Raw genomic sequence first — 25,103 nt, forward strand, 5'->3', positions numbered from 1 at the left:
AAATCCGGAGTAGTTCAGATGTCGTCTCGTGAGACTGGGAATGTAAAGTGGTTCAACGATGCCAAGGGTTATGGCTTCATTCAGCGCGAAGGTGGTGCGGATGTATTCGTCCACTATCGGGCGATCCGCGGTGAGGGGCATCGTACCCTGGTCGAAGGTCAGCGGGTGGAGTACGCCTGCGTGCAGGGCCAGAAAGGCCTGCAAGCCGAGGACGTAGTAGGGCTCTGAGCCTCATGCGGTAAGGCTTGCTGTGGGAGCTGGCTTGCCGGCGATCACCGGCGAAGCCGGTGCCAGGCACCGTGTTGCCTGCATCGCCGGCAAGCCGGGCTCCCACAAAGAATGCAGTGCATTCAGGTGCGCCAGGTGATTTCCTCTTCACCGTCGGCGCTGATGCGGACCCAGCGGTCGGCATCTTCTTCCCCATCTTCCTCCACCCAGCCACCTGGCGCGCAGCGCACTTCCACACCCAGTGCGGCAAATGCGGCGCGGGCGCAGGCAACGTCATCGGCCCACGGCGTCTGGTCGCTTTCCAGGTACAGGCTGTTCCATTTCCCTACAGCCTTGGGTAGCCAGGTGACCGGAATGTTACCGGCCTGGCATTTGAAGGTATGGCCTTTCTGCTTCCATTCGCTGCAGGGGCCGATTGCCTGGGCGAGCCACTCGGCAATCTGCTTGTGGTCGACGTCGGCGTCCTTCAGGTAGATCTCGATATCAGGTTGGCGCATAAGGGCTCCGGGTGTGCTCAGTCTTGGCGCACGAAATAGTCATAACGCATGGAAACCGTGACCTCGAACGGCTCGGGCTGGTCGATCACCCGGGCACGCTTTTCGGCACTGGCACGCCAGCCGTGCGGGGTCATGGCCAGCAGGTCGGCGCGGGCCTTGGGCGCGGCCAGGCTCAGGCGGAACTCCAGGGTTTCGCTGTGGGCATGGGCCATGCCTTCGGGGACCAGGGCCAAGTGTTTGTCGTCGGCGTAAGGGCGTACTTCATCGTAGAGCACTTCGCGCAGTTCCATCAGGTGGCCGCTGGTGGGGCCGACCCGCATCAGGCCGCCGCCCGGGCTGAGCAGGCGCTTGGCCTCGTCCCAGTCCAGCGGGCTGAATACGCTGGCGATGAACTGGCAGCTGGCGTCGGCAAGCGGCACGCGGGCCATGCTGGCGACCATCCAGGTAACCTCGGGCGCGCGACGGCAGGCACGCTTGACTGCCTCGCGGGAAATGTCCAGGGCATAGCCGTCGGCAGCCGGCAGTGCCTGGGCGATTTGCGCAGTGTAGTAACCCTCGCCACAGCCGATGTCCAGCCAGGCCTCGGGCTGGCGTTCGGCGGCCAGCTCGGCCAGGCGGCGCGCCACCGGCGCGTAGTGGCCGGCGTCGAGGAAATCGCGGCGGGCTTCGACCATGGCCTGGTTGTCACCCGGGTCGCGGCTGTTCTTGTGCTGCACCGGCAGCAGGTTCAGGTAACCCTGGCGGGCCCGGTCGAAGCGGTGGCCGGCCGGGCACACCACGCCGTTGTCGAGCCGGCTCAGCGGCGCCTGGCAAAGAGGGCAGGCGAGCATCAGGCGAGCAACCGGACCAGGGTCTGGTAATAGATTTCGGTCAGCAGGTCGAGATCGCTGGCCAGGATCCGCTCATCCACCTGGTGGATGGTGGCGTTGACCGGGCCGAGCTCGACCACCTGGGTGCCCATGGTGGCGATGAAGCGCCCATCGGAGGTACCGCCGCTGGTCGACGGCTGGGTGTCGCGGCCGGTGACGCCCTTGATGCTGGCCGAGACGGCGTCCAGCAATTCGCCCGGTTCGGTAAGGAACGGCAGGCCCGACAGCGCCCAGTCGATCGACCAGTCCAGCTCATGCTTGTCGAGGATCGCCGACACCCGCGCCTGCAGGCCTTCGACGGTGGACTCGGTAGAGAAACGGAAGTTGAACAGGGCGGTCAGCTCGCCGGGGACCACGTTGGTGGCGCCGGTGCCGGAATTGAGGTTGGAGATCTGGAAACTGGTCGGCGGGAAGAACGCATTGCCTTCGTCCCAGTGCTCGGCCGCCAGTTCCGCCAGGGCCGGAGCGGCCAAGTGGATCGGGTTGCGCGCCAGGTGCGGGTAGGCCACATGGCCCTGCTTGCCGCGCACGGTCAGCTTGGCGCCCAGCGAGCCACGGCGGCCGTTCTTGACCACGTCACCCAGCAGGGTGGTGCTGGAGGGTTCGCCGACGATGCACCAGTCCAGGCGCTCGTTGCGTGCTTTCAGGCGCTCGACCACGGCCTTGGTGCCATGGTGGGCCGGGCCTTCCTCGTCGCTGGTGATCAGGAACGCGACCTTGCCGCGGTGGTCCGGGTAGTCCTGCACGAAGCGCTCGCTGGCAATCACCATGGAGGCCAGGCTGCCTTTCATGTCGGCGGCGCCACGACCGCAGAGCATGCCGTCGGCGTCGATCAGCGCTTCGAACGGCTCATGCTGCCATTGCTGCACCGGGCCGGTGGGTACCACGTCGGTGTGGCCGGCGAAGCACAGCACCGGGCCATCCTGGCTGCCGTGGGTGGCCCAGAAATTGTCGACGTCCTCGATGCGCATCGGCTCGAGCTGGAAGCCTACGGCGCCCAAGCGGTTCATCATCTGCGCCTGGCAGTCGGCGTCGACGGGGGTGACCGAGGGGCGACGGATCAGGTCGCAGGCCAGTTGAAGGGTAGGCGAGAGCTCGGCAGGGGCCGTCATGGGGAACTCCGGGGCAAGGCAAGGCGGGGAAATCTGAGGGCGTTATCTTATATCAAACCGTCAGGCCAATGGGGCCGCTTTGCGGCCCATCGCGACACAAGGCCGCTCCTACAGGCGATCTCGCCATATCTGACGGGATGCGATCCCCTGTAGGAGCGGCCTTGTGTCGCGATAGGGGCGCAAAGCGCCCCCGGCATTCTCAGGCCTGCTGCGGCTCGGCGGCCTTTTCCCCAGGCTTGGGCAGCGAAGACAGGAACGCCATCACCAGCGCCGCCACATAAGGCAACGATTGCACCAGCAACATCGCCACCCAGAAGCGCATGTCCGAACTCGGCAGCCCCTGTACCAGGTAGATGCCCAGCGCGGCGCCCCACAGCAGCAACATGATGAACAGCTCTTCCCGAGCCTCGGAAATCGCCACCAGCAGCCCGTGGCTGTCGGCGTTTTTCGGTGTGCGGAAGAACGGCATGCTGCTGGTGAAGAACCCGTACAGCACCGCCTTGGCGATGGTATGCGACAGTGCCAGCCCGGCCAGCGCCGCAGCAAAGGCATCTTTCAGGTTCACCCCTACCGCGCGGCGGTAGAGGAAGATGATCTTGCCGACCTTGAAGAAGAACAGTGCCAGCGGCGGAATGGCAAAGATCATCAGCGGCGGGTCGACCCGGTGCGGCACGATGATCATCGCCGCCGACCACAGCAGCGCGCCGATGGTGAAGAAGATGTTCATGCCATCGGCGATCCACGGCAGCCAGCCGGCCAGGAAGTGGTAGCGCTGGCCGCGGGTCAGCTCGCTGCCCTTGCCGCGCAGCAGGGCGCTGGCGTGGTGCTTGATGATCTGGATGGCGCCGTAGGCCCAGCGGAAGCGTTGCTTCTTGAAGTCGATGAAGGTGTCGGGCATCAGGCCCTTGCCGTAGCTGTTGTGGGCATAGGCGGCCGACAGGCCCTTCTCGAATACCCGCAAGCCCAGTTCGGCGTCCTCGCAGATGCACCACTCGGCCCAGCCCAGCTCTTCCAGCACGCTGCGGCGGGTCATGGTCATGGTACCGTGCTGGATGATCGCGTCACGGTCGTTGCGGGTGACCATGCCGATGTGGAAGAAGCCCTTGTACTCGCTGTAGCACAGCTTCTTGAAGGCGCTTTCGTGCTGGTCGCGGTAGTCCTGCGGCGACTGCACCACGGCAATCTTCGGGTCGGCGAAGTGCGGCACCATGTGCTTGAGCCAGTTGCGGTCGACGCAGTAGTCCGAGTCGATCACCGCGATCACCTCGGCGTCTTTGGCGGTGTGCGGGATCAGGTAGTTCAGCGCGCCGCCCTTGAAACCGGCCAGGGGCGCGACGTGGAAGAACCTGAAGCGCTCGCCGAGCTTCTCGCAATGGGCCTTGAGCGGCTCCCACACGGCCGGGTCCTTGGTGTTGTTGTCGATCACCAGCACTTCGTAGTCTGGGTAATCCAGCGCGGCCAGGGCATCGAGGGTCTGTTTGACCATCTCCGGCGGCTCGTTGTAGCACGGCACATGCACCGATACCTTGGGCCGGTAGGCGCTATCGGCCTGCACCGGCAGGAATTCGCGCCGGCGCTTGTGTATCCATACTGCCTCGGCCAGTTCGTGGGCCTCGGTCAGCAGCACGATGAACACGCCCAGCGCGCCGAGGGCAAGCAGCACGCCTACGGTCAGGCTGAACCAGGTGCTGTATTGCTGGCTGTAGTCGTAGGCGATCCATACCAGCACCGACCCGCACAGGAAGGTGATGAAGGTCAGGAAGGTGCGGCCGCGCTGGCGCAGGGCCGAACCGTCGATGAAAAGTACCATCAGGGCGATCATCGCCAGCACTACCGAGGCCACCGCCAGGGCGCGCCATTGCGGTATCGCCACCACCGGGCCGTCAAAGTTGAATTTTTGCTGGCGTTCGGCGTTGTACACGCCCCAGTAGGCGCCCACCGAGCCTTCGTCGCTGGCCTTCCACGGCTGGTCGTAGGCTTCGATGACGAAGTAATTGTAACCACGGCGGTTGAGGGTGTTGACCAGGGTACGCAGGTAGATGGCCTGGTCAGCCTGGGTGGCATCGGCGCCGCCGCGCATGCGGCCGTTGCTCGGCCAGCCGACTTCCGACAGCAGCAGGGGTTTGCGCGGGAACTGGTGCTTCAGCTCGCGGGCACGGTCGAGCACGAACTCGACCGAATCCTTCATCGGCACGAACTCCCAGTACGGCAGGATGTGCGCGGCAATCAGGTCGACGTGCTTGGCCAACTGCGGGTTTTCCTTCCAGATGTGCCATTGCTCACTGGTGGTCACCGGCACCTTGACCGCTGCGCGTACCCGGTCCAGGTACTTGATCAGGTTTTCCGGGGTGACTTCTTCGCGGAACAGCGCCTCGTTGCCGACCACCACCCGCACCACGCTGCGCGAGGTGTTGGCCAGCTGGATGGCCGTGGCGATTTCGCGTTCGTTGCGCTCCAGGTCCGGGCTGATCCAGATGCCCAGCGTCACCCGTAGGCCGAATTCCTCGGCCAGGCGCGGGATATCCGCCTGGGTGCCCTCCACGGTGTAGATCCGGATGCTGTCGGTCAGTTTGCTCAACTGTTCCAGGTCCTGGCGCATCTCGTCGTCACTGGGGTACTGGCCCTTCTGCGGGCTTTCGCCCAGGCGGAACGGTGAATACGAGAAGCCAGAGATCTGCTCTGGCCAGGCGGGGGCGGAGACCGGGCGGTTGATCAGGGCCCAGAACCCGGTGAACAACGCGGCGATGGCCAGGACCACGACCAGGTTCAGGCCGAATTTACGTGAAGACATTGTCGTCCATATGTGTCGAAGTGATACGACATTAAAGCAGGGTTGGTAGTCTCTTTCCTAACGATGCAGGCCATGGGCCCGCTGGCATATAATGCGCGCCGGTTTTTTGGGGTATGAACATGAGCACAGAAGATCCACGCTTCGCCGGCGTTGCCCGGCTGTATGGCGACCAGGGGTTGCACCGTCTGGGCCAGGCCCATGTGGCCGTGGTCGGTATTGGCGGGGTAGGCTCGTGGGCGGCGGAAGCGCTGGCACGCAGTGGCGTGGGCGAGATCACCCTGTTCGACCTTGACGATGTGTGCGTCAGCAACACCAACCGCCAGGCCCATGCCTTGGAAGGGCAGGTGGGGCGGCCCAAGGTCGAGGTCATGGCCGAGCGCCTGCGGGCGATCAACCCGGGGTGTACGGTGCATGCTGTCGCTGACTTCGTCACCCGCGACACCATGGTCGAGTACATCACCGAGAACCTCGACTGTGTGATCGACTGCATCGACAGCGTCATGGCCAAGGCGGCGCTGATTGCCTGGTGCCGGCGGCGCAAGATCGCCATCGTCACCACGGGGGGCGCCGGTGGGCAGATCGACCCGACACAGATCCAGATCGCCGACCTGAACAAGACCTTCAACGACCCGCTGGCCTCGCGGGTGCGTTCCACCCTGCGCCGCGACTACAACTTCTCGCGCAATGTCAGCCGCAACTATGGCGTGCCATGCGTGTTCTCCAGTGAACAGCTGCGCTACCCCAAGGGCGATGGCAGCGTTTGCCTGCAGAAAAGCTTCGTGGGCGAGGGCGTGCGGTTGGACTGCGCGGGTGGCTTTGGCGCGGTGATGATGGTGACCGCGACCTTTGGCATGGTGGCGGCGAGCAAGGCGGTGGAAAAACTGGTAGCGGGGGCGCGGCGGCCTTCGGAGCGGGTCAAGCCTGAATAGACCGCGTGGGCTTCTTCGCGGGCTTGCCCGCTCCCACAGGTACTGCATCTCTCTCCAGAAAGGTGAAGGTCCTGTGGGAGCGGGCGAGCCCGCGAAGAGGCCAGCACCGATTCAACGGTTGGACGCCAGCTCCGCCATCCGCTGCAACACCGCATGCAGCCCATTGCTGCGCGATGGCGAAAGCTGGCGCTCCAGGCCCAGCTGAGTGAACCACTCACGCAGATCGAGCCCGGCGAGTTCTTCACTGGCCAATCCCTGCACCCGCACCAGCAACAACGCCAGCAGCCCACGCAACAGGCGTGCATCGCTGCTGGCCTTGAACCGCCACAGGCCCTCGACCTGCTCGGCCACCAGCCATACCAGGCTTTCGCAGCCATGTACCCGGTTGGCCTCGGTCTTTTCAGTGTCAGCCAGCGGTTCCATCCGGTCGCCCCACTGCATCAGCAGCCGCGCACGCTGTTCCCAGCCCTTGCCCTGCTCGAAAGCTTCCAGCGCCTGGCGCGCCTGATCCGGCAGGGTCATCGCAACAGCTCCAGGCCTTGATCCAGCGCCGCGAAGAAGCGCTGCAAGTCATCGCTGTCGTTATACAGCCCCAATGACACGCGGATCGCACCCTCCAGGCCCAGGCCCTGCAGCAGCGGCATGGCACAGTGGTGCCCGGCACGCACGGCAATGCCTTGCTCGGTCAGCAGGTGGGCGATGTCGGCGTTATGCACGCCGTCGATGACGAAACTGGCAAGGGCCGCCTGTGGCGTGCCCAGGATGCGCACGCCATCGCGGTCCGCCAGGCCACGCAGCAGGTACTGGTGCAGGCTGGTTTCATGGGATTCGAGCGCCTGGGCATCGAGGCTGGCCAGGTAGTCCAGGGTTGCACCCAGGCCGATCACCCCGGCGATCGGCGGCGTGCCTGCCTCGAACCCCAGCGGCGCCGGGCGGAAGCTGGCGCTGTGGTATTCGGCCAGTTGCACCATCTCGCCACCGAACTGCCAGTGGTGCAGCAGTTCCAGCGCCTGGCTGCGGCCGTACAGCACACCGACGCCTTCCGGGCCGTACAGCTTGTGGCTGGAGAACACATAGAAGTCGCAGCCAAGCTGCTGCACATCATGGCGGCCATGCACCACGCCCTGGGCACCGTCGACCACGGTCAGTGCGCCTTGGGCGCGGGCATGGGCCAGCAGCGCCGGCAGCGGCTGCCAGGTACCCAGTACGTTGGACAGCTGGCTCACCGCCAGCACCCGGGTGCGCGGGCCGATCAGTTGCAGCGCCTGGTCCAGGTCGATGCGGCCATGGGCGTCCAGCGGCAGCACCACCAGGCGCAGGTTGCGCCGGCGCGCCAGCTGTTGCCAGGGCAGCAGGTTGGCATGGTGCTCCAGGGCACTGACGGCAATTTCGTCACCGGCCTCGAAGCGGTGTTCCAGGCCATAGGCCAGCAGGTTCAGCGCCGAAGTGGCACCGTGGGTGAAGATGATCTGCCGCGAGTCTGCCGCATTGAGCCAGGCGGCAACCTTGTCGCGGCTGGTTTCGAAGGCCTGGGTCGCCAGTGCGCCGGGCAAGTGCTGGGCACGGTGCACGTTGGCTGCGCCATGGCCGTAGTAATGGCTAAGGGCATCGAGCAGGGCTTGCGGCTTCTGGGTGGTGGCGGCGCTGTCCAGGTAGGTCTGGTGCTGCCGTTGCAGGGCGGCGATGGCGGGAAAATCGGCACGCCAGGGGGAGGGCTGAAACATGGTCGCGGGGCCTGGAATGAAAATCGGGTCTGGCGTGGTGCCAGACCCGATCTTAACATTTCAAACGCTGAGAATCCGCTGTTCGCGAGCAAGCTCGCTCCGGCAGCGGTTGAAGGGTTCTCAGTTGTGCGCGTGCAGCGCCTCGTTCAGCTCGATGGCCGACTTGTGGGTCTTGCACTCCACCGCGCCGTTCAGCGAGTTGCGGCGGAACAGCAGGTCGGTCTGGCCGGCCAGGTCGCGGGCCTTGACCACTTTGACCAGCTGGTTGTTCTCGTCCAGCAGGTTCACCTTGGTACCGGCGGTGATGTACAGGCCGGCTTCGACGGTGTTGCGGTCGCCCAGCGGAATGCCGATACCGGCGTTGGCGCCGATCAGGCAGCCTTCGCCAACCTTGATGACGATGTTGCCGCCACCGGACAGGGTGCCCATGGTCGAGCAGCCGCCGCCCAGGTCCGAGCCCTTGCCGACGAATACGCCAGCGGAAACGCGGCCTTCGATCATGCCCGGGCCTTCGGTGCCGGCGTTAAAGTTGACGAAGCCTTCGTGCATGATGGTGGTGCCTTCGCCGATGTAGGCGCCCAGGCGCACTCGGGCAGTGTCGGCGATACGCACGCCTGCCGGGACCACGTAGTCGGTCATTTTCGGGAACTTGTCCACCGAGAACACTTCCAGCAGCTCGCCCTTCAGGCGCGCTTCCAGTTGCAGTTCGGCGAGTTCGGCCAGGTCGACCGCGCCCTGGTTGGTCCAGGCCACGTTCGGCAGCAGCGGGAAGATGCCAGCCAGGCTCACGCCGTGCGGCTTGACCAGGCGGTGCGACAGCAGGTGCAGCTTGAGGTAGGCCTCTGGCGTCGAGGTCAGCGCGGCGTCTTCGGCCAGCAGGGTGGCGACCAGCGGCTTGTGGCTTTCGGCCAGGCGGGTCAGCAGGGCGGCTTGGGTGGCATCCACACCTTTCACGGCTTCGGCCAGTTGCGCGGCCTGGGCGTTGCTGAAGGCGATGGCCTGGTTGCCACCTTGGTAACCGAGAACAGGGGCTACTGCAGCGACCAGTTCGGCGCTCGGGTTGAGCAGTGGTTGTGCGTAGAACACTTCCAGCCAGGCGCCCTGGCGGTTCTGGGAGCCGACACCGAAGGCCAGGCTGAACAGGGTATTGGACATGTGATTACCTCGTGCGAAATAGGGTAGGGGCTCAGGCCAGGGCAGCGGCGTACAGGTCGGGCTTGAAGCCGACCAGGGTACGCGCGCCAAGGTCGAGCACCGGGCGCTTGATCATCGACGGCTGGGCCAGCATCAGCTCGACGGCCTTGGCCTGGTCGAGGTCGGCCTTGCTGGCGTCGTCCAGCTTGCGGAAGGTGGTGCCGGCACGGTTGAGGATGACTTCCCAGCCGTGTTCCTCGCACCAGCGGTTCAGGCTGTCACGGTCGATGCCTTGGGCCTTGTAGTCGTGGAATTCGTAGGCGATGGCCTGGTCTTCGAGCCAGGTACGTGCCTTTTTCATGGTGTCACAGGCTTTGATGCCGTAGAGCGTGTAGGTCATTGTGTGCATTGGGGATAACAGGCTGCCCCAATCTCTCCGTTTTCCGATTTCAGTCGCGGGATTATGCGGGAACGATCCTGTGAGCGCCACGGGTGTGCATGTCTTGGGTCTTGCAGTGTGTCGGAGACCGAGCGCCGCCCGCGCGGCGCATCGCCGGCAAGCCAGCTCCCACATCTGTTTCGGGCCAGTTATTCCTGCACCTCAGCCGCGCGAACCCTTAGTGCATGACTGAATTTTGGTGAGAAGCAGAAGCGATACCTTCAATATCGAAGGGAACAAACAGGGCGGGCAGCGGTAATTTCACAGAAGAGACTGGCCCGAAACAGATGTGGGAGCTGGCTTGCCGGCGATGCGCCGCGCGGGCGGCGCTCGATCTCAGCATCACCTCAACTTCAAGGCATACAGTTCCAAGGCAACACCCGGTCAAGCCTGCACCATTGTTAAGTATGTGCAACTTGCGTACGTTTTCTCTATGGCCATCACTGTGGAAGTCGAGGCGCGAAAAACGAAGCGATCGGTCAAGCAGAGGAGCAAATGAATGAAAAAGCGTGATTTGTTTGCCGAAATGATGAGCGGCATCGACGAGATGAAAGCGCAGCGCGAGGGGAAGATCACCCTGCGCCAGCATCATGTAAAGGCATTGGATGCACCCAAGGTTACTCCGCAGGAGATTGTCGCCATACGTGAGGGGCTGCGTATGTCGCAGGAGGTATTTGCCAGGTGCATCAGGACGAAGGCAGCAACGCTCCGGAACTGGGAGCAGGATAAAGCCAGCCCGAACCCTCAGGCGGCAATGTTGCTCAAGTTGGTTGAAAAATACCCGGATATGCTGGAGCGGCTTGAAGCGGTGTAAACATTTGGAATTACCCAGACCCGCTTCGGCGGGTCTATTTTTTCGCTTGAGACGCATCGTGTTACATATTCGTGGTTCCCTTGCGACTATTGTGCAGCGGCCCCGAATCGCCCACCGCCGCTAACATATTGTTTCAATGGCGATGTTTCGCCCTGTTGTCGTTTCTGGTTCACAAAGGAAGCTTTCCCGGATGCAGTCCGCCTACACCGTCCTCATCCTGCTGACGCTGGTCAGCGTGTCGAAGCTGGTCGGCCGCATGATTCCGCTGCCCTTGCCGCTGGTACAGATCGCCGCTGGTGCCTTGCTCGCTTGGCCGACACTGGGCCTGCATGTGGCACTGGACCCCGAGCTGTTCCTGTTCCTGTTCCTGCCACCGTTGCTGTTCGCCGACGGCTGGCGCATTCCCAAGCGTGAGTTGTGGCGCATTCGTGGGCCGGTGGTGGCGCTGGCCGTGGGCCTGGTGCTGTTTACCGTGGTTGGGGCCGGTTACTTCATTCACTGGCTGCTGCCGAGCATCCCGCTGCCCGTGGCCTTCGCCCTGGCCGCAGTGTTGTCGCCAACCGACGCCGTGGCGGTTTCGGCCATTACCCAGGACCGCCTGCCCACCCCGCTGATGCACATGCTCCAGGGCGAGGCCCTGATGAACGATGCCTCGGGCCTGGTGACCTTCAAGTTCGCCCTGGCGGCGGCGATCACCGGGGTGTTCTCGCTGACCGATGCAAGCTTCAGCTTTGTGCTGGTCGCCTTGGGCGGCCTGGCGGTGGGCGTGGGCCTGAGCTGGCTGATCGGCCGCCTGCGTGCCTGGATGATCGCTCGCGGCTGGGATGACCCGGCCACCCACGTGGTGTTCATGTTGCTGCTGCCCTTCGCTGCCTACGTGCTGGCCGAGCGCCTGGGCGTATCGGGCATCCTTTCGGCGGTGGCCGCCGGCATGATGCAGAGCTGGCTGGACCTGCTGCCACGGCAGACCAGCACGCGCCTGCTCAACCGCAGCGTATGGTCGCTGCTGGAGTTCGCTTTCAACGGCCTGATCTTCCTGCTGCTGGGCCTGCAGTTGCCGGACATCATCAAGGCCGTGGTCAGCCATGAGCCCACCGTCTGGCCGACCCTGGCCTGGCGCTGCCTGGACGTGGTGGCGATCTTTGTGGCGCTGATCTTGCTGCGGTTCATCTGGGTCCAGAGCATCTGGCGCTTGATCGATGTGGTACGCCGCTGGCGCGGCAAGCCGGCGCTGGTGCTGGTGCCCACGGCGCGCTCGTGCTGGCTGCTGACCCTGGGCGGTGTGCGCGGAGCGGTCACCCTGGCCGGCGTGATGTCGATCCCGTTGCTGATGGGAGCAGGCAAGGCCTTCCCGGAGCGTGACCTGCTGATCTTCATTGCGGCCGGTGTGATCCTGTTGTCATTGATCAGCGCCTGTATCGCGCTGCCGCTGTTGCTGCGCGGGGTGACCAAGAGCCCTGACGAGCGCTTGCACCAGGAAGTGCAGGAGGCCTGGCGACGCACGGCCGAGGCGGCGATCCATGCGCTGGAGGCAGAGGAAGTGATCGACAGCAATGCGCCGCAGGATGCCGCGCAGGCGACCCTGGCGACCGAGTTGAAGGCGCGCTTGATGGCGGAATACCGCGATGAGCTGGACAGCTACAACAACAGCGCCGAGGCCAAGGCCCTGGCCGAGCAGATGGACCTGCTGGAGCGGCGTTTGCGCCTGCGGGCGCTGCGGGCCCAGCGGCTGGAGCTGTATGAACTGCATCGCCAGCATCTGGTGGGGGATGAAGTGGTGCGGCAGGTGCTGGGTGAGCTGGATATGAGTGAAGCGAACCTGGGGTCAGTCAGGTAGACCCCAAGGGGCCGCTTTGCGGCCCTGTGGGAGCGGGTTTACCCGCGAATCAGGCGACGCGGTGCATGGCACCGGCTGTGCCGGTGTTCGCGGGTAAAACCGCTCCTACAGGTACTGCACAACACTCGAGAGTTGTACGGCCCCTGTCGAATCAGCGGTTCTGCAGGAATTCGCGAATCCGCTCCGCCGCCTCGATGCACTCGGCCAGCGGTGCAACCAGTGCCATGCGCACACGCCCGGCGCCCGGGTTCACGCCATCCACTTCACGCGACAGGTACGACCCCGGTACCACCGTCACATGCTGAGCCTCGAACAGGTCGCGGCTGAACTCGGCATCGCTGCCGGGCACCTTGGCCCACAGGTAGAAGCTGCCATCCGGGCGCTGCACATCCAGCACCGGCTGCAGGATATCCAGCACGGCGTCGTACTTGGCGCGGTACTGGTCGCGGTTTTCACGCACATGCGCCTCGTCCTGCCAGGCAGCGATACTGGCCAGCTGGGTTTGTACCGGCATGGCGCAGCCGTGGTAGGTACGGTACAGCAGGAACGGCTTGATGATCTCGGCGTCACCGGCGACGAAGCCCGAGCGCAGGCCCGGCAGGTTGGAGCGCTTGGACAGGCTGTGGAATACCACGCAGCGCTTGAAGTCGCTGCGGCCCAGTTCCGCACAGGCGGTCAGCAGGCCTGGTGGCGGGGCATCCTCGTCGAAGTACAACTCGCTGTAGCACTCGTCGGCGGCAATCACGAAGTCGTGCTCGTCGGCCAGGGCAATCAGCTTCTTCAGGGTGTCCATCGGCACCAGTGCGCCGGTGGGGTTGCCCGGCGAGCACAGGAACAGGATCTGGCAACGCTTCCACACTTCAGCCGGCACGGCGTCGAAGTCGGGGTTGAAACCGTTGCTTTCCAGGCACGGCAGGTAGTGCGGGGTGGCACCGGCCAGCAGCGCTGCGCCTTCGTAGATCTGGTAGAACGGGTTGGGGCTGACCACCAGGCCGTCATCGGCGCGGTTGACCACGGCCTGGGTGAAGGCGAACAGCGCTTCACGGGTGCCGTTGACCGGCAGGATGTGGTGGTCGGCATCCAGCCAGCCGGCCGGTACGCCGAAGCGCCGCTCGCACCACTGGCCAATGGCCTGGCGCAGGGCGGGCAGGCCGATGGTGCTTGGGTACACTGCCAGCTTGTCGAGGTTGTCGGCCATGGCCTGGGCGACGAACACCGGCGATTCGTGCTTCGGCTCACCGATCGACAGCGCGATGGCGCGCTTGTCCGCCGCAGGCTTCACGCTGCCCAGCAGGGCGCGGAGTTTCTCGAACGGGTAGGGCTGAAGCTGGGTCAAGGCATGGTTCATCGGCGCAAGGTCTCGTCAATCGTCTAGTCGTTAAAAGGTCACGCGGGTGGGGCTGGCATCGCTGGCCTGGCCGGCCTGCAACTGCTGGACGATGGCCTCCTGCAGTCGGCTGCACAGCTGTGGGTCGGACAGCGGCTGGTTGTCGGCATCGGTGATGAAGAACACGTCTTCCACCCGCTCGCCAAGGGTGGCGATCTTGGCGTTCTGCAGCGACAGGTCGAACTCCAGGAAGATCCGCCCCAGCCGGGCCAGCAGGCCTGGGCGGTCGGGCGCGGTGATTTCGAGGATGGTCACCGGCCGCTGGGCATCGTTGAGGATGGTCACCTGTGGCGGGAAGTCGAAGTGCTTGAGCTGGCGCGGTACCCGGCGCTGGATGATGGTCGGGTAGTCCTCGGGGTTGCGCAGCGCTTCGGTCAGGCCGTCGCGAATCTGCTTGACCCGCTGCGGGTTGTCGCCGATCGAGCCGCCGTCGTTGTCCAGCACGATGTAGGTGTCGAGGGTGAACTGGCTGCTCGAGGTGATGATTCGCGCGTCATGAATGTTCAGGTTCAGCTGCGACATGGCTGCCACCGTGACGGCGAAGAAGTCGTGCTGGTCGGGGGCATAGATGAAGATCTGCGTGCCACCCTCGAACTCGCGCTGGGTGGTTTCCTTGATCAGCACCAGCGGCCCGCCATCGGCTGGCTGCTGGAGGATCGCGTCACTGTGCCAGGCCACGTCGGCAGCGGTGTGCTTGAGGAAGTAGTCATCCCCCAGCTGCGACCACAGTTGCTCGACATCGTCCGGGTCGGTGCCTTCGCGCACCAGGATATCCAGCGCCGCCGATTGGGTCTGGCGAATCTGCTCTTCGCGGTCCAGCGGGTTTTCCAGGCCTCGGCGCAGGGCGCGTTTGGTCTCGGTGTACAGCTGGCGCAGCAGGCTGGCCCGCCACGAGTTCCACAGGCTGGGGTTGGTGGCGTTGATATCGGCCACGGTCAGCACGTACAGGTAGTCCAGGCGTGTCTCGTCGCCCACGTGCAGGGCAAAATCGTTGATTACCTGAGGGTCGGACAGGTCCTTGCGTTGGGCGGTGGTCGACATCACCAGGTGGTTCAGCACCAGCCAGACGATCAGCCGGCTGTCCCAGGCCGGCAACTGGTGGCGCTCGCAGAACTTCTGCGCATCCACCGCGCCCAGCTCGGAATGGTCGCCCTGGCGGCCCTTGCCGATGTCGTGGTACAGGCCGGCCAGGTAGATCAGCTCGGGCTTGGGCAGGCGGCCCATGAGCTTGCTGGCCAGCGGGAATTTCTCGGACACCGGGGTGTATTGCAGCTTGCGCAGGTGCTTGATGAGGTTGAGGGTGTGCGCATCGACCGTATAGATGTGGAACAGGTCGTGCTGCATCTGCCCGACGATCAGGCCGAACTCCGGCAGATAGCGGCCAAGGATGCCGTAGCGGTTCATCCGCCGCAGGTTGCGGTGTATACCGATTTCACACTTGAACAGCTCGATGAACAGGCTGGTGTTGCGGATATCGGTGCGGAAAGTGTCGTCGATCAGGTGCCGGTGTTCGCGCAGCAGCCGCACCGTATCGGCGCGTACGCCCTTGATCTCGGGGTGCTGAGCCATCAGCACGAAGATTTCCAGCATTGCGAACGGTGTGCGCCTGAACACGTTCGGCCTGACTGCCTCTATATAGCCATCATGCAGGCGGAAGCGCGCATTCAGCGGCTGGGTGGTGCCGCTGTCGTCATCGGCGAGGATGACCTCCTCGAAGTGCTGGATGATCAAGTCGCACAGCTGGCTGATGCTCATCACCACCCGGTAGTACTGCTGCATGAACTGCTCGATCGCCCGCTTGGGGTTGTCGTCGCTGTAGCCCAGCAGCGCTGCGATGCTGCGCTGATGGTCGAACAGCAGGCGATCCTCGGCGCGCCCGGCCAGCATGTGCAAGGCGTAGCGCACCCTCCACAGGAAGTCCTGGGACGAGGCCAGCAGTTCGTTCTCGCTTTCCAGCAGGAAGCCTTCGCCGGCCAGCGCGTGCAGATTGAGGGTGCCGTACTGGCGGCGGGCCACCCACAGCACTGTCTGGATATCGCGCAGGCCACCGGGTGAACCTTTCACGTTGGGTTCGAGGTTGTACTCGGTGTCGTTGTACTTGTGATGGCGGGCCTTGAGTTCGGCGCGCTTGGCCAGGAAGAAGTCCTTGCTCGGCCACATGTGCGCAGTGCTGGTCACCTCAAGCATGCGTTGGCGCAGCGCCTCGGGACCGGCAATGGTGCGGCTTTCCATCAGGTTGGTGATGACCGTCAGGTCGGCGCGGGCCTGCTCGGCGCACTCGTCGACGGTGCGCACGCTCTGGCCTACTTCCAGGCCGATGTCCCAAAGCAGGGTGAGAAACCGCTCGATGGCGTCGCGGTACTGCTCGTGTTCGGCAGCACCCAGCAGGATCAGCAGGTCGATGTCCGAATGCGGGTGCAGCTCGCCGCGTCCGTAGCCACCCACCGCGACCAGGGCGATGCCGCTCTGGTCACCCCAGTCGAACTGGTTCCAGGCCTGTTGCAGGATGTTGTCGACGAGCCAGGCGCGGGCCTCGATCAGTGGGCGGATTTCGCTGCCACTGCGGAAACGCTTGTCGAGCACCTCGCCGGCCTGGCGGATGGCTTTCTTGAAGGCGGCGATGGGGCTCGCCTTGAGGGCCAGTTCCGCCTGGAACTGGCCGCGGTCGAACAGCTCGGGGTCCACCTGGGGCATCGCGTCACGTTCCTGTCGTAGGGTGGCCTGTGGGAGTGCGGTCAGGCCGAGGTGCGCGGGATGGTGTCGTCCTTGCGCAGGGTGAAGATCTCGTAGCCGGTCGCGGTCACCACCAGGGTGTGCTCCCACTGGGCCGAGAGTTTGCGGTCCTTGGTGATGGCGGTCCAGCCGTCGCCCAGTACCTTGGTGTCGGCCTTGCCCTGGTTGATCATCGGCTCGATGGTGAAGGTCATGCCTTCCTTCAGCTCCATGCCGGTGCCGGCGCGGCCGTAGTGCAGGATCTGCGGCTCTTCGTGGAACACCTTGCCGATGCCATGGCCACAGAACTCGCGTACCACCGAGAAACCGTTCTTTTCAGCGTGCTTCTGGATCACTTCGCCGATGTCGCCCAGTCGGCAGCCCGGCTTGACCAGTTCGATGGCCTTGTACATGCACTCCTGGGTCACCTTGGACAGGCGCTCGGCCCATACCGGCACGGTGCCGACGTGGAACATGCGGCTGGTATCGCCGTGGTAGCCGTCCTTGATCACGGTGACGTCGATGTTCAGCGTGTCACCGTCCTTGAGCGGCTTGTCGTTGGGGATGCCGTGGCAGACCACATGGTTGATCGAGGTGCAGATCGACTTCGGGTAGCCCTTGTAGTTGAGCGGTGCCGGGATGGCCTGCTGGACGTTGACGATGTAGTCGTGGCACAGGCGGTCCAGCTCTTCGGTGGTGACACCGGGCTTGACGTGTTCCTCGATCATTTCCAGCACCTCGGCGGCCAGGCGGCCGGCGATGCGCATCTTCTCGATGTCTTCTGCGGTCTTGATGGTGACGGTCATTACAGGCTCTCTACAGCGCCGTGCACGGCGCGAACAAACGGGAAAGGCCGGATTCTAGCAGAGCAGGGCGCCGATCGGTCGGGATAAAGGCGGCAATGCTGCTGTCTACAGCTGGCATTCTGGCGCGAAAGCCGGGGTGCTGCAAAAACCGCTGACGGACGCAACGGTATCCGGGTTCCGTTCGGTCGCGGTCTGTGGTATAAAATGCGCCGCTTTCGGGGACGACCCCGTCAGCACTTAACCCACACACGTGTCGACACGATGACCTGGGTGCCCCGAGTTGCAGAATTCGCGGGTTGGTCATTGGGATACGTGGAGGCCCAACCCGACTTATCAAGGAACTATCATGTCCCAAGTCAACATGCGCGATATGCTGAAGGCCGGTGTGCACTTCGGCCACCAGACCCGTTACTGGAACCCGAAAATGGGCAAGTACATTTTCGGCGCGCGTAACAAGATCCACATCGTCAACCTGGAAAAAACCCTGCCAATGTTCAACGACGCTCTGTCGTTCGTAGAGCGCCTGGCCCAGGGCAAGAACAAGATCCTGTTCGTCGGTACCAAGCGTTCCGCCGGCAAGATCGTCGCCGAGCAAGCTGCTCGTTGCGGTTCGCCGTACGTTGACCACCGTTGGTTGGGCGGCATGCTGACCAACTACAAGACCATCCGCGCTTCGATCAAGCGCCTGCGCGACCTGGAAACCCAGGCCGAAGACGGCACTTTCGCCAAGCTGACCAAGAAAGAAGCCCTGATGCGCTCCCGCGACCTGGAAAAACTGGATCGCAGCCTGGGCGGCATCAAGGACATGGGTGGTCTGCCAGACGCTCTGTTCGTTATCGACGTTGATCACGAGCGCATCGCGATCACCGAAGCCAACAAGCTGGGCATCCCGGTAATCGGCGTTGTCGATACCAATAGCAGCCCGGAAGGTGTTGACTACATCATCCCAGGTAACGATGACGCCATCCGCGCTATCGAGCTGTACATGACTTCGATGGCTGACGCAGTCATCCGCGGCCGCAACAACGTTGCCGGCGGCACCGAAGTTTACGCTGAAGAAGCGGCTGCACCTGCTGCCGAGTAATTAGACGCTAGCGTCGACTTGGCACGCAAAAAGGGGGCTCTGCCCCCTTTTTGCCACCTTGAAATCCTGCTGTCAGCATCGGCCCCGCATCATGGGCCCGCTGAGATAAACACAGTGGATTTGCAGAATTGAACGCCCGTGACGAACGGGTGGAATGGTTGAAAAACTTTCCAAGAGGATTTTGAAATGGCAGCAATTACTGCAGCGCTGGTCAAAGAACTGCGCGAGCGTACCGGCGAAGGCATGATGGATTGCAAGAAGGCCCTGGAAAAGGCCGGCGGCGACATCGAAAAAGCCATTGACGACATGCGTGCCTCGGGCGCCATCAAGGCCGCCAAAAAGGCTGGCAACGTCGCTGCTGAAGGCGCTATCGCCGTCAAGACCGACGGTAAATCCGCCGTCCTGCTGGAAGTGAACTCGCAGACCGACTTCCTGGCCCTGCAAGACGACTTCAAGGCTTTCGTAGCCGACAGCATCGAAGAAGCCTTCGCCCAGAAACTGACCGACGCTGCTCCGCTGATCGCTTCGCGTGAAGCTGCTCGTGAAGCCCTGGTTGCCAAGTGCGGCGAGAACGTCAACATCCGTCGCCTGGTGCGCGTTGAGGGTGACGTTGTCGGTGCCTACCTGCACGGCAACAAGATCGGCGCTGCCGTTGTTCTGAAAGGCGGCGACATCGAGCTGGCCAAGAACATCGCCATGCACGTTGCAGCTTCGAACCCTGAGTTCCTGGATTCGTCGGAAATCTCCGCTGAAGCCATCGAGCGCGAGAAGAACGTCTTCCTGCAGCTGAACGCCGACAAGATCGCCGGCAAGCCGGAAAACATCGTCGAGAACATGATCAACGGCCGTATCACCAAGTTCAAGGCCGAAGCCTCGCTGAAAGAGCAAGCCTTCGTCATGAACCCGGAAGTCAAGGTTGGCGATCTGGCCAAGAAAGCCGGCGCTGAAATCGTTTCCTTCACCTACTTCAAGGTAGGCGAAGGCATCGAGAAGCCAGTCGACGACTTCGCTGCTGAAGTTGCCGCTCAGGTCGCTGCTGCCAAGCAGTAAGACAGCCCCGTCTGTCGCCCCAAAGAGGCTGCCCGCTCACGCGCGCAGCCTCTTTGTCAAAACGGCGAAGGGTTTATAAGGCCCGTCGTCGCTGGCACCGAAGCGGTGCCACGCTACAGTTAGCAGGCTGCAAACAGCCCGCACGAATTTTCTAAAAGTACGCCGCAGGAGAGACTCGCAATGGCTCAGCAGGTGAGTGGTCGCCAACCTCGCTATAAACGCATTTTGCTCAAACTTAGCGGCGAGGCCCTGATGGGCTCGGAAGACTTCGGGATCGACCCGAAAGTGCTGGATCGCATGGCCCTCGAAGTTGGCCAGCTGGTAGGGATCGGTGTCCAGGTCGGCCTGGTGATCGGTGGTGGCAACTTGTTCCGCGGCGCCGCGCTCAGCGCAGCCGGCATGGATCGCGTCACCGGTGACCACATGGGCATGCTGGCTACCGTGATGAACGGCCTGGCCATGCGCGACGCGCTGGAGCGCTCGAACATCCCGGCCCTGGTCATGTCGGCCATTTCCATGGTCGGTGTCACCGATCATTACGATCGTCGCAAAGCTATTCGCCACCTCAACTCCGGGGATGTGGTAATTTTCTCCGCCGGTACCGGCAACCCGTTCTTCACCACCGACTCCGCCGCCTGCCTGCGCGCCATCGAAATCGATGCCGACGTGGTGCTGAAGGCGACCAAGGTCGATGGTGTGTACACTGCCGATCCATTCAAGGACCCGCATGCCGAGAAGTTCGATCACCTGACCTACGACGAGGTCCTGGATCGCAAGCTGGGTGTGATGGACCTGACCGCAATCTGCCTGTGCCGTGACCACAAGATGCCATTGCGGGTATTCAACATGAACAAGCCTGGCGCCCTGCTGAACATCGTGGTGGGTGGCGCTGAAGGTACTCTGATCGAGGAAGGCCAAGCATGATCAACGACATCAAGAAAGACGCGCAGGAGCGCATGGGCAAGTCTATCGAAGCCCTGGCTCGCAACCTCGCGGCAATCCGCACCGGTCGCGCCCACCCAAGCATCCTGGACAGCGTCAAGGTCACTGCCTGGGGTAGCGAGATGCCACTGAACCAGGTGGCCGCGATCACCGTCGAAGATGCCCGCACCCTGAAGATCGTCGCCCACGACAAGAACCTCAGTGCTGCCATCGAAAAGGCCATCCTCACCTCCGACCTGGGCCTGAACCCGTCCAGCGCCGGCACCACCATTCGTGTGCCGATGCCGGCCCTGACCGAGGAAACCCGCAAGGGCTACACCAAGCAGGCCAGCGGCGTTGCCGAGGATGCCAAGGTAGCCGTGCGCAATGTGCGCCGTGACGCTCTGGCCGACCTGAAGAAGCTGACCAAGGACAAGGAAATCAGCGAAGACGAAGAGCGTCGCGCCGCTGACGAGATCCAGAAGCTGACCGACAAGTACGTTGCCGAAGTCGATGCAGCCTTCAAAGCCAAGGAAAAGGACCTGATGGCCGTCTAAGGCCGGGGCTTTTTAATGGAAAAGACCAAGCCAGCGGCGCCGTCCTCGGTGCCGCGTCATGTCGCGATCATCATGGATGGCAACAACCGCTGGGCGAAAAAGCGCCTGTTGCCCGGCGTTGCCGGGCACAAGGCGGGTGTAGACGCCGTTCGCGCGGTCATCGAAGTCTGTGCCGAATCCGGGGTCGAGGTGCTGACCCTGTTCGCCTTCTCCAGCGAGAACTGGCAGCGTCCCGCCGAAGAGGTCGGTGCGCTGATGGAACTGTTCTTCTCGGCCCTGCGCCGCGAGGCCAAACGCCTCAACGAGAACAACATCAGTCTGCGTATCATCGGTGACCGTTCGCGCTTCCATCCCGAGCTGCAGGCCGCCATGCTTGAGGCCGAGGCACTGACTGCCGGCAACAATCGCTTTATCTTGCAGATCGCGGCCAACTACGGTGGCCAGTGGGATATCGCCCAGGCCGCCCAGCGGCTGGCGCGGGAAGTGCAAGCCGGGCACCTGCGCCCGGAAGACATCACCCCGGGCCTGCTGCAGACCTGCCTGGCAACCGGCGAGCTGCCGCTGCCGGACCTGTGCATCCGCACCGGTGGCGAGCACCGCATCAGCAACTTCCTGTTGTGGCAGCTGGCCTACGCCGAGCTGTACTTCTCCGACCTGTACTGGCCGGACTTCAAACACGAGGCCATGCGCACCGCCCTGGCCGATTTCGCTTCGCGCCAGCGCCGCTTCGGTAAGACCAGCGAGCAGGTCGAGGCTGGAGCTCGTGCTTAATGCTTAAACAACGCATCATTACCGCGCTGATCCTGCTGCCGATCGCGCTGGGTGGCTTCTTCCTGCTCAACGGTGGGGACTTCGCCCTGTTCATCGGCTTCGTGGTGACCCTCGGCGCCTGGGAGTGGGCGCGTCTGGCCGGGCTCATGGCCCAGCCGCTGCGCATCGCCTATGCCGTGGTCGTCGCCGGAGCGCTGATGCTGCTGTACATCCTTCCGGAGCTGGCGCCCTGGGTGCTGGGCGCTGCGGTGATCTGGTGGGGGTTGGCCACCTGGCTGGTGCTTACCTATCCACGTAGTAGCGAGCTGTGGGCCAGTGCAGCCTGCCGGTTGCTGATCGGCCTGCTGGTTTTGCTGCCGGCCTGGCAGGGTCTGGTGCTGCTCAAGCACTGGCCGCTGGGTAACTGGCTGATCCTGTCGGTCATGGTGCTGGTGTGGGCTGCCGATATTGGCGCGTACTTCTCCGGCCGTGCCTTCGGCAAGCGCAAGCTGGCGCCTCAGGTGAGCCCTGGCAAAAGCTGGGAAGGCGTGTATGGCGGCCTGGCGGTCAGCCTGGTGATTACCCTGGTGGTCGGCATCAGTCGCGACTGGGGCTTCGGCCAGATTCTGCTGGGCCTGCTGAGTGCAGCCCTGGTGGTCATGTCTTCGGTGGTCGGTGACCTGACCGAAAGCATGTTCAAGCGCCGTTCCGGCATCAAGGACAGCAGCAACCTGTTGCCTGGCCATGGTGGGGTACTCGATCGCATCGACAGCCTGACTGCGGCGATCCCGATTTTCGCCGTGCTGCTATGGGCCGCCGAATGGGGTGTGATGTGAGCCGTCCGCAGCGTATTACCGTGCTCGGGGCCACCGGCTCCATCGGCCTGAGCACGCTGGATGTCATCGCGCGCCATCCCGACCGTTATCAGGTGTTCGCCCTGAGTGGCTATTCGCGTATCGACGAATTGCTTGCGCTGTGCGTGCGCCATCGGCCGACATTCGCCGTGGTACCGAATGCCGAGGCGGCCGCGCGACTGCGCGAAAGCCTGGTTGCGGCAGGTTGCGCCACCGAGGTGCTGGAAGGCGAGGCCGGGTTGTGCCAGGTGGCTTCTGCGTCGGAAGTGGACGCGGTGATGGCGTCCATCGTCGGCGCCGCCGGCCTGCGCCCCACCCTGGCGGCGGTCGAGGCGGGCAAGAAGGTGTTGCTGGCCAACAAGGAGGCGCTGGTGATGTCCGGCGCGCTGTTCATGGAGGCGGTGCGGCGCAGTGGTGCCGTGCTGTTGCCGATCGACAGCGAGCACAATGCGATCTTCCAGTGCATGCCCGGCGACTACGCGCGCGGCCTGAGTACCGTCGGCGTGCGCCGGATCCTGCTCACCGCCTCCGGTGGCCCGTTCCGTGAGACGCCCGTCGAGGCGTTGCTGGACGTCACCCCGGAACAGGCCTGCGCGCACCCCAACTGGTCCATGGGGCGCAAGATTTCCGTGGATTCGGCCAGCATGATGAACAAGGGCCTGGAGTTGATCGAAGCCTGCTGGTTGTTCGATGCTGCACCGGCCAAGGTCGAGGTGGTGGTGCACCCGCAGAGCGTGATCCACTCCCTGGTGGATTATGTGGACGGTTCGGTGCTGGCGCAGTTGGGTAACCCGGACATGCGCACACCCATCGCCAACGCCCTGGCCTGGCCCGAGCGGATCGATTCCGGGGTGGCGCCGCTGGACCTGTTCGGCATCGCCCGTCTGGACTTCCAGGCGCCCGACGAACAGCGCTTCCCTTGCCTGCGCCTGGCGCGGCAGGCTGCCGAGGCCGGCAACAGCGCACCGGCCGTGCTCAATGCGGCAAACGAGGTCGCAGTCGAGGCATTTCTCCAGCGGCGTATCCGCTTCCCGGAGATCGCGGGTATGATCGAACAGGTGCTCGATCAGGAGCCCGTCGTACCGCTGCCGTCGCTGGACGCGGTGTTCGCCGCCGACCAGCGTGCCCGGGAGCTTTCCCGTGAGTGGCTGAGGCGTCACGGTCGCTGATGCAGGCCCGCCACGGTTCACGAGGGGGCTGGGCATGATGCCAGCCCGCTGAACATCATTCGGAGATGGATATGACAGCGCTCTACATGATTATCGGCACCCTCGTAGCCTTGGGTGTACTGGTCACTTTCCATGAATTCGGCCACTTCTGGGTGGCACGCCGCTGCGGTGTCAAGGTGCTGCGCTTCTCGGTGGGCTTCGGCACGCCGCTGCTGCGCTGGCATGACCGCCATGGCACCGAGTTTGTGGTCGCGGCGATCCCGCTGGGTGGCTACGTCAAGATGCTCGACGAGCGCGAGGGGGACGTGCCGCCGGCGCTGATCGAGCAGTCGTTCAACCGCAAGTCCGTGCGCCAGCGCATCGCGATCGTCGCGGCGGGCCCGGTTGCCAACTTCCTGCTGGCCATCCTGTTCTTCTGGGTGCTGGCGATGCTGGGTACCCAGCAGATCCGCCCGGTGATCGGCGCGGTCGATGCGGGCAGCCTGGCAGCATCGGCAGGCCTGACCGCAGGTCAGGAAATCGTCTCCATCGACGGCAAGCCGACCAATGGTTGGTCTGCGGTCAACCTGCAACTGGTTCGCCGCCTGGGCGAGAGCGGCACCTTGCAGATTGGCGTGCGTGAAGAGGGCACCAGCGCCGAGCGCCAGCTGCAGGTGAAGCTGGACAGCTGGCTCAAGGGCGCCGACGAGCCGGACCCGATCCAGTCCCTTGGGCTGCACCCTTGGCGCCCGGCGATCTTGCCGGTGTTGGCCGAGATCGATCCGAAGGGGCCGGCTGCCGCTGCGGGCCTGAAAACCGGTGACAAGCTGCTGGCCCTCGATGGCGTGGCAGTGAGCGAATGGCAGCAGGTGGTCGATGCCGTGCGGGCCCGCCCGCAAGCCAAGGTTCTTGTGCGTGTCGAGCGCGATGGTGCTGCGCTGGACGTCCCGGTCACCCTGGCGCGCAAGGGCGAGGGCAAGGCGGCCGGCGGCTATCTGGGCGCCGGGGTAAAAGGTGGCGAATGGCCTGCCAACATGCTTCGCGAAGTCAGCTACGGCCCGCTGGATGCGGTGAGTGAGGGCTTGTCACGCACCTGGAACATGAGCGTCCTGACCCTTGAATCGCTGAAGAAAATGCTGTTCGGGGAGCTCTCGGTAAAAAACTTGAGCGGACCGATAACCATTGCTAAAGTGGCGGGCGCTTCAGCCCAGTCCGGCGTGGGGGATTTCCTGAATTTCCTGGCCTACCTGAGCATAAGCCTGGGGGTTCTTAACCTGCTGCCCATCCCGGTTCTGGATGGGGGGCATTTGCTGTTTTACCTGGTCGAGTGGGTGCGCGGTCGTCCGCTGTCGGATCGGGTGCAAGGTTGGGGGGTCCAGATCGGTATCAGTTTGGTCATAGGGGTGATGTTGCTCGCCCTGATCAACGATCTGGGTCGACTATAAAGCTTCGCTCAATTG

At 63.7% G+C, this 25,103-nt stretch carries 23 protein-coding genes; 12 read left to right on the forward strand and 11 right to left on the reverse strand.

The features are described from left to right. Nucleotides 1–18: 18 nt before the first annotated feature. Complete coding sequence (locus ACK56M_RS06305; RefSeq protein ID WP_003252255.1) at nucleotides 19–228, forward strand: cold-shock protein; 210 nt, start codon at nucleotides 19–21, stop codon at nucleotides 226–228. Between the two features lie 122 nt (nucleotides 229–350). Here the strand turns inward: ACK56M_RS06305 and ACK56M_RS06310 are convergent, their stop codons facing one another. The 4 genes from ACK56M_RS06310 to ACK56M_RS06325 all read right to left on the reverse strand — a co-directional run bounded on the left by ACK56M_RS06310 (nucleotide 351) and on the right by ACK56M_RS06325 (nucleotide 5,497). Beyond that, nucleotides 351–725, reverse strand: coding sequence for a hypothetical protein (locus ACK56M_RS06310; RefSeq protein ID WP_003257701.1), 375 nt, complete (start codon nucleotides 723–725; stop codon nucleotides 351–353). A gap of 17 nt (nucleotides 726–742) precedes the next feature. Continuing rightward, nucleotides 743–1,555 (reverse strand): putative RNA methyltransferase, encoded by an 813-nt coding sequence (locus ACK56M_RS06315; RefSeq protein WP_015269184.1) that lies wholly within the window; start codon nucleotides 1,553–1,555, stop codon nucleotides 743–745. After that, nucleotides 1,555–2,706 (reverse strand): succinyl-diaminopimelate desuccinylase, encoded by a 1,152-nt coding sequence (gene dapE / locus ACK56M_RS06320; protein WP_013971240.1) that lies wholly within the window; start codon nucleotides 2,704–2,706, stop codon nucleotides 1,555–1,557. Before dapE ends, ACK56M_RS06315 begins: the two co-directional genes overlap by 1 nt. A gap of 199 nt (nucleotides 2,707–2,905) precedes the next feature. Continuing rightward, entirely contained in the window at nucleotides 2,906–5,497 is a 2,592-nt protein-coding gene (locus ACK56M_RS06325; protein ID WP_061550985.1) for a glycosyltransferase, read from the reverse strand. A gap of 119 nt (nucleotides 5,498–5,616) precedes the next feature. On the opposite strand from ACK56M_RS06325, the gene tcdA reads away from it, so the two are divergent. Beyond that, nucleotides 5,617–6,426, forward strand: coding sequence for a tRNA cyclic N6-threonylcarbamoyladenosine(37) synthase TcdA (tcdA, locus tag ACK56M_RS06330; RefSeq protein WP_161551231.1), 810 nt, complete (start codon nucleotides 5,617–5,619; stop codon nucleotides 6,424–6,426). 111 nt (nucleotides 6,427–6,537) lie between these two features. Here the strand turns inward: tcdA and ACK56M_RS06335 are convergent, their stop codons facing one another. The 4 genes from ACK56M_RS06335 to ACK56M_RS06350 form a co-directional block, all read right to left on the reverse strand. After that, entirely contained in the window at nucleotides 6,538–6,948 is a 411-nt protein-coding gene (locus ACK56M_RS06335; RefSeq protein WP_061550983.1) for a SufE family protein, read from the reverse strand. Continuing rightward, the gene (locus ACK56M_RS06340; RefSeq protein WP_182329137.1) at nucleotides 6,945–8,150 is read right to left on the reverse strand and encodes a cysteine desulfurase; all 1,206 of its coding nucleotides are present in this window, start codon (nucleotides 8,148–8,150) and stop codon (nucleotides 6,945–6,947) included. The genes ACK56M_RS06335 and ACK56M_RS06340 overlap by 4 nt, the downstream gene beginning before the upstream one ends. 120 nt (nucleotides 8,151–8,270) lie before the next feature. Further along, complete coding sequence (gene dapD / locus ACK56M_RS06345) at nucleotides 8,271–9,305, reverse strand: 2,3,4,5-tetrahydropyridine-2,6-dicarboxylate N-succinyltransferase (protein WP_013971245.1); 1,035 nt, start codon at nucleotides 9,303–9,305, stop codon at nucleotides 8,271–8,273. 31 nt (nucleotides 9,306–9,336) lie between these two features. After that, nucleotides 9,337–9,684 (reverse strand): ArsC family reductase, encoded by a 348-nt coding sequence (locus tag ACK56M_RS06350; protein ID WP_013971246.1) that lies wholly within the window; start codon nucleotides 9,682–9,684, stop codon nucleotides 9,337–9,339. A 538-nt stretch (nucleotides 9,685–10,222) separates the two neighbouring features. Between ACK56M_RS06350 and ACK56M_RS06355 the strand changes: the two genes are divergently transcribed. Next, nucleotides 10,223–10,537, forward strand: a complete 315-nt coding sequence (locus tag ACK56M_RS06355; protein ID WP_015269189.1) for a helix-turn-helix domain-containing protein — start codon at nucleotides 10,223–10,225, stop codon at nucleotides 10,535–10,537. Between the two features lie 190 nt (nucleotides 10,538–10,727). After that, nucleotides 10,728–12,374 carry a Na+/H+ antiporter gene (locus tag ACK56M_RS06360; protein ID WP_015269190.1) on the forward strand — a complete coding sequence of 549 codons (1,647 nt, stop codon included), beginning with the start codon at nucleotides 10,728–10,730 and terminating at the stop codon, nucleotides 12,372–12,374. A 151-nt stretch (nucleotides 12,375–12,525) separates the two neighbouring features. On the opposite strand, the gene dapC is transcribed toward ACK56M_RS06360, so the two are convergent. Genes dapC through map form a run of 3 tightly spaced genes read right to left on the reverse strand, consistent with a single transcriptional unit; the run spans nucleotide 12,526 to nucleotide 17,279 of the window. Further along, the gene (dapC, locus tag ACK56M_RS06365) at nucleotides 12,526–13,722 is read right to left on the reverse strand and encodes a succinyldiaminopimelate transaminase (RefSeq protein WP_411959305.1); all 1,197 of its coding nucleotides are present in this window, start codon (nucleotides 13,720–13,722) and stop codon (nucleotides 12,526–12,528) included. A 30-nt stretch (nucleotides 13,723–13,752) separates the two neighbouring features. Beyond that, a complete protein-coding gene (locus tag ACK56M_RS06370) occupies nucleotides 13,753–16,455 on the reverse strand; it encodes a [protein-PII] uridylyltransferase (protein WP_054573194.1) in 2,703 nt (900 codons plus the stop codon). Nucleotides 16,456–16,496: 41 nt separating this feature from the next. Beyond that, nucleotides 16,497–17,279 carry a type I methionyl aminopeptidase gene (gene map, locus ACK56M_RS06375; RefSeq protein ID WP_004375406.1) on the reverse strand — a complete coding sequence of 261 codons (783 nt, stop codon included), beginning with the start codon at nucleotides 17,277–17,279 and terminating at the stop codon, nucleotides 16,497–16,499. A 346-nt stretch (nucleotides 17,280–17,625) separates the two neighbouring features. On the opposite strand from map, the gene rpsB reads away from it, so the two are divergent. The 8 genes from rpsB to rseP all read left to right on the forward strand — a co-directional run bounded on the left by rpsB (nucleotide 17,626) and on the right by rseP (nucleotide 25,088). Then, entirely contained in the window at nucleotides 17,626–18,363 is a 738-nt protein-coding gene (gene rpsB, locus ACK56M_RS06380) for a 30S ribosomal protein S2 (RefSeq protein WP_003252287.1), read from the forward strand. A gap of 186 nt (nucleotides 18,364–18,549) precedes the next feature. Then, entirely contained in the window at nucleotides 18,550–19,413 is an 864-nt protein-coding gene (tsf, locus tag ACK56M_RS06385) for a translation elongation factor Ts (protein ID WP_085720709.1), read from the forward strand. Nucleotides 19,414–19,593: 180 nt separating this feature from the next. Beyond that, nucleotides 19,594–20,337 carry a UMP kinase gene (gene pyrH, locus ACK56M_RS06390; RefSeq protein ID WP_003252294.1) on the forward strand — a complete coding sequence of 248 codons (744 nt, stop codon included), beginning with the start codon at nucleotides 19,594–19,596 and terminating at the stop codon, nucleotides 20,335–20,337. Continuing rightward, nucleotides 20,334–20,891, forward strand: a complete 558-nt coding sequence (gene frr, locus ACK56M_RS06395; protein ID WP_004375414.1) for a ribosome recycling factor — start codon at nucleotides 20,334–20,336, stop codon at nucleotides 20,889–20,891. Before pyrH ends, frr begins: the two co-directional genes overlap by 4 nt. 15 nt (nucleotides 20,892–20,906) lie before the next feature. Further along, nucleotides 20,907–21,662, forward strand: coding sequence for a polyprenyl diphosphate synthase (gene uppS, locus ACK56M_RS06400; RefSeq protein WP_411959306.1), 756 nt, complete (start codon nucleotides 20,907–20,909; stop codon nucleotides 21,660–21,662). After that, entirely contained in the window at nucleotides 21,662–22,477 is an 816-nt protein-coding gene (locus ACK56M_RS06405) for a phosphatidate cytidylyltransferase (protein WP_013971253.1), read from the forward strand. Before uppS ends, ACK56M_RS06405 begins: the two co-directional genes overlap by 1 nt. Further along, nucleotides 22,474–23,664, forward strand: coding sequence for a 1-deoxy-D-xylulose-5-phosphate reductoisomerase (gene ispC / locus ACK56M_RS06410; RefSeq protein ID WP_411959307.1), 1,191 nt, complete (start codon nucleotides 22,474–22,476; stop codon nucleotides 23,662–23,664). Before ACK56M_RS06405 ends, ispC begins: the two co-directional genes overlap by 4 nt. Before the next feature lie 71 nt (nucleotides 23,665–23,735). Further along, on the forward strand, nucleotides 23,736–25,088 hold the full coding sequence (gene rseP / locus ACK56M_RS06415; protein WP_054573193.1) for an RIP metalloprotease RseP: 1,353 nt from the start codon (nucleotides 23,736–23,738) through the stop codon (nucleotides 25,086–25,088). Nucleotides 25,089–25,103 lie beyond the last annotated feature (15 nt).

The organism is Pseudomonas sp. s4, from assembly GCF_046764235.1.
Taxonomy (GTDB): domain Bacteria; phylum Pseudomonadota; class Gammaproteobacteria; order Pseudomonadales; family Pseudomonadaceae; genus Aquipseudomonas; species Aquipseudomonas asiatica.

What these genes read in the sequence shown, in the direction of transcription:
- rseP (WP_054573193.1), top strand. Translation starts at nt 23,736, where the DNA reads ATGACAGCGCTCTACATGATTATCGGCACCCTCGTAGCCTTGGGTGTA.
- ACK56M_RS06405 (WP_013971253.1), top strand. Translation starts at nt 21,662, where the DNA reads ATGCTTAAACAACGCATCATTACCGCGCTGATCCTGCTGCCGATCGCG.
- ACK56M_RS06350 (WP_013971246.1), bottom strand. Translation starts at nt 9,684, where the DNA reads ATGACCTACACGCTCTACGGCATCAAAGCCTGTGACACCATGAAAAAG.
- pyrH (WP_003252294.1), top strand. Translation starts at nt 19,594, where the DNA reads ATGGCTCAGCAGGTGAGTGGTCGCCAACCTCGCTATAAACGCATTTTG.
- frr (WP_004375414.1), top strand. Translation starts at nt 20,334, where the DNA reads ATGATCAACGACATCAAGAAAGACGCGCAGGAGCGCATGGGCAAGTCT.
- ACK56M_RS06310 (WP_003257701.1), bottom strand. Translation starts at nt 725, where the DNA reads ATGCGCCAACCTGATATCGAGATCTACCTGAAGGACGCCGACGTCGAC.
- ACK56M_RS06340 (WP_182329137.1), bottom strand. Translation starts at nt 8,150, where the DNA reads ATGTTTCAGCCCTCCCCCTGGCGTGCCGATTTTCCCGCCATCGCCGCC.
- ACK56M_RS06325 (WP_061550985.1), bottom strand. Translation starts at nt 5,497, where the DNA reads ATGTCTTCACGTAAATTCGGCCTGAACCTGGTCGTGGTCCTGGCCATC.
- dapE (WP_013971240.1), bottom strand. Translation starts at nt 2,706, where the DNA reads ATGACGGCCCCTGCCGAGCTCTCGCCTACCCTTCAACTGGCCTGCGAC.
- ACK56M_RS06360 (WP_015269190.1), top strand. Translation starts at nt 10,728, where the DNA reads ATGCAGTCCGCCTACACCGTCCTCATCCTGCTGACGCTGGTCAGCGTG.
- tcdA (WP_161551231.1), top strand. Translation starts at nt 5,617, where the DNA reads ATGAGCACAGAAGATCCACGCTTCGCCGGCGTTGCCCGGCTGTATGGC.
- tsf (WP_085720709.1), top strand. Translation starts at nt 18,550, where the DNA reads ATGGCAGCAATTACTGCAGCGCTGGTCAAAGAACTGCGCGAGCGTACC.
- dapC (WP_411959305.1), bottom strand. Translation starts at nt 13,722, where the DNA reads ATGAACCATGCCTTGACCCAGCTTCAGCCCTACCCGTTCGAGAAACTC.
- ACK56M_RS06370 (WP_054573194.1), bottom strand. Translation starts at nt 16,455, where the DNA reads ATGCCCCAGGTGGACCCCGAGCTGTTCGACCGCGGCCAGTTCCAGGCG.
- uppS (WP_411959306.1), top strand. Translation starts at nt 20,907, where the DNA reads ATGGAAAAGACCAAGCCAGCGGCGCCGTCCTCGGTGCCGCGTCATGTC.
- ACK56M_RS06335 (WP_061550983.1), bottom strand. Translation starts at nt 6,948, where the DNA reads ATGACCCTGCCGGATCAGGCGCGCCAGGCGCTGGAAGCTTTCGAGCAG.
- dapD (WP_013971245.1), bottom strand. Translation starts at nt 9,305, where the DNA reads ATGTCCAATACCCTGTTCAGCCTGGCCTTCGGTGTCGGCTCCCAGAAC.
- map (WP_004375406.1), bottom strand. Translation starts at nt 17,279, where the DNA reads ATGACCGTCACCATCAAGACCGCAGAAGACATCGAGAAGATGCGCATC.
- ACK56M_RS06355 (WP_015269189.1), top strand. Translation starts at nt 10,223, where the DNA reads ATGAAAAAGCGTGATTTGTTTGCCGAAATGATGAGCGGCATCGACGAG.
- rpsB (WP_003252287.1), top strand. Translation starts at nt 17,626, where the DNA reads ATGTCCCAAGTCAACATGCGCGATATGCTGAAGGCCGGTGTGCACTTC.
- ACK56M_RS06305 (WP_003252255.1), top strand. Translation starts at nt 19, where the DNA reads ATGTCGTCTCGTGAGACTGGGAATGTAAAGTGGTTCAACGATGCCAAG.
- ACK56M_RS06315 (WP_015269184.1), bottom strand. Translation starts at nt 1,555, where the DNA reads ATGCTCGCCTGCCCTCTTTGCCAGGCGCCGCTGAGCCGGCTCGACAAC.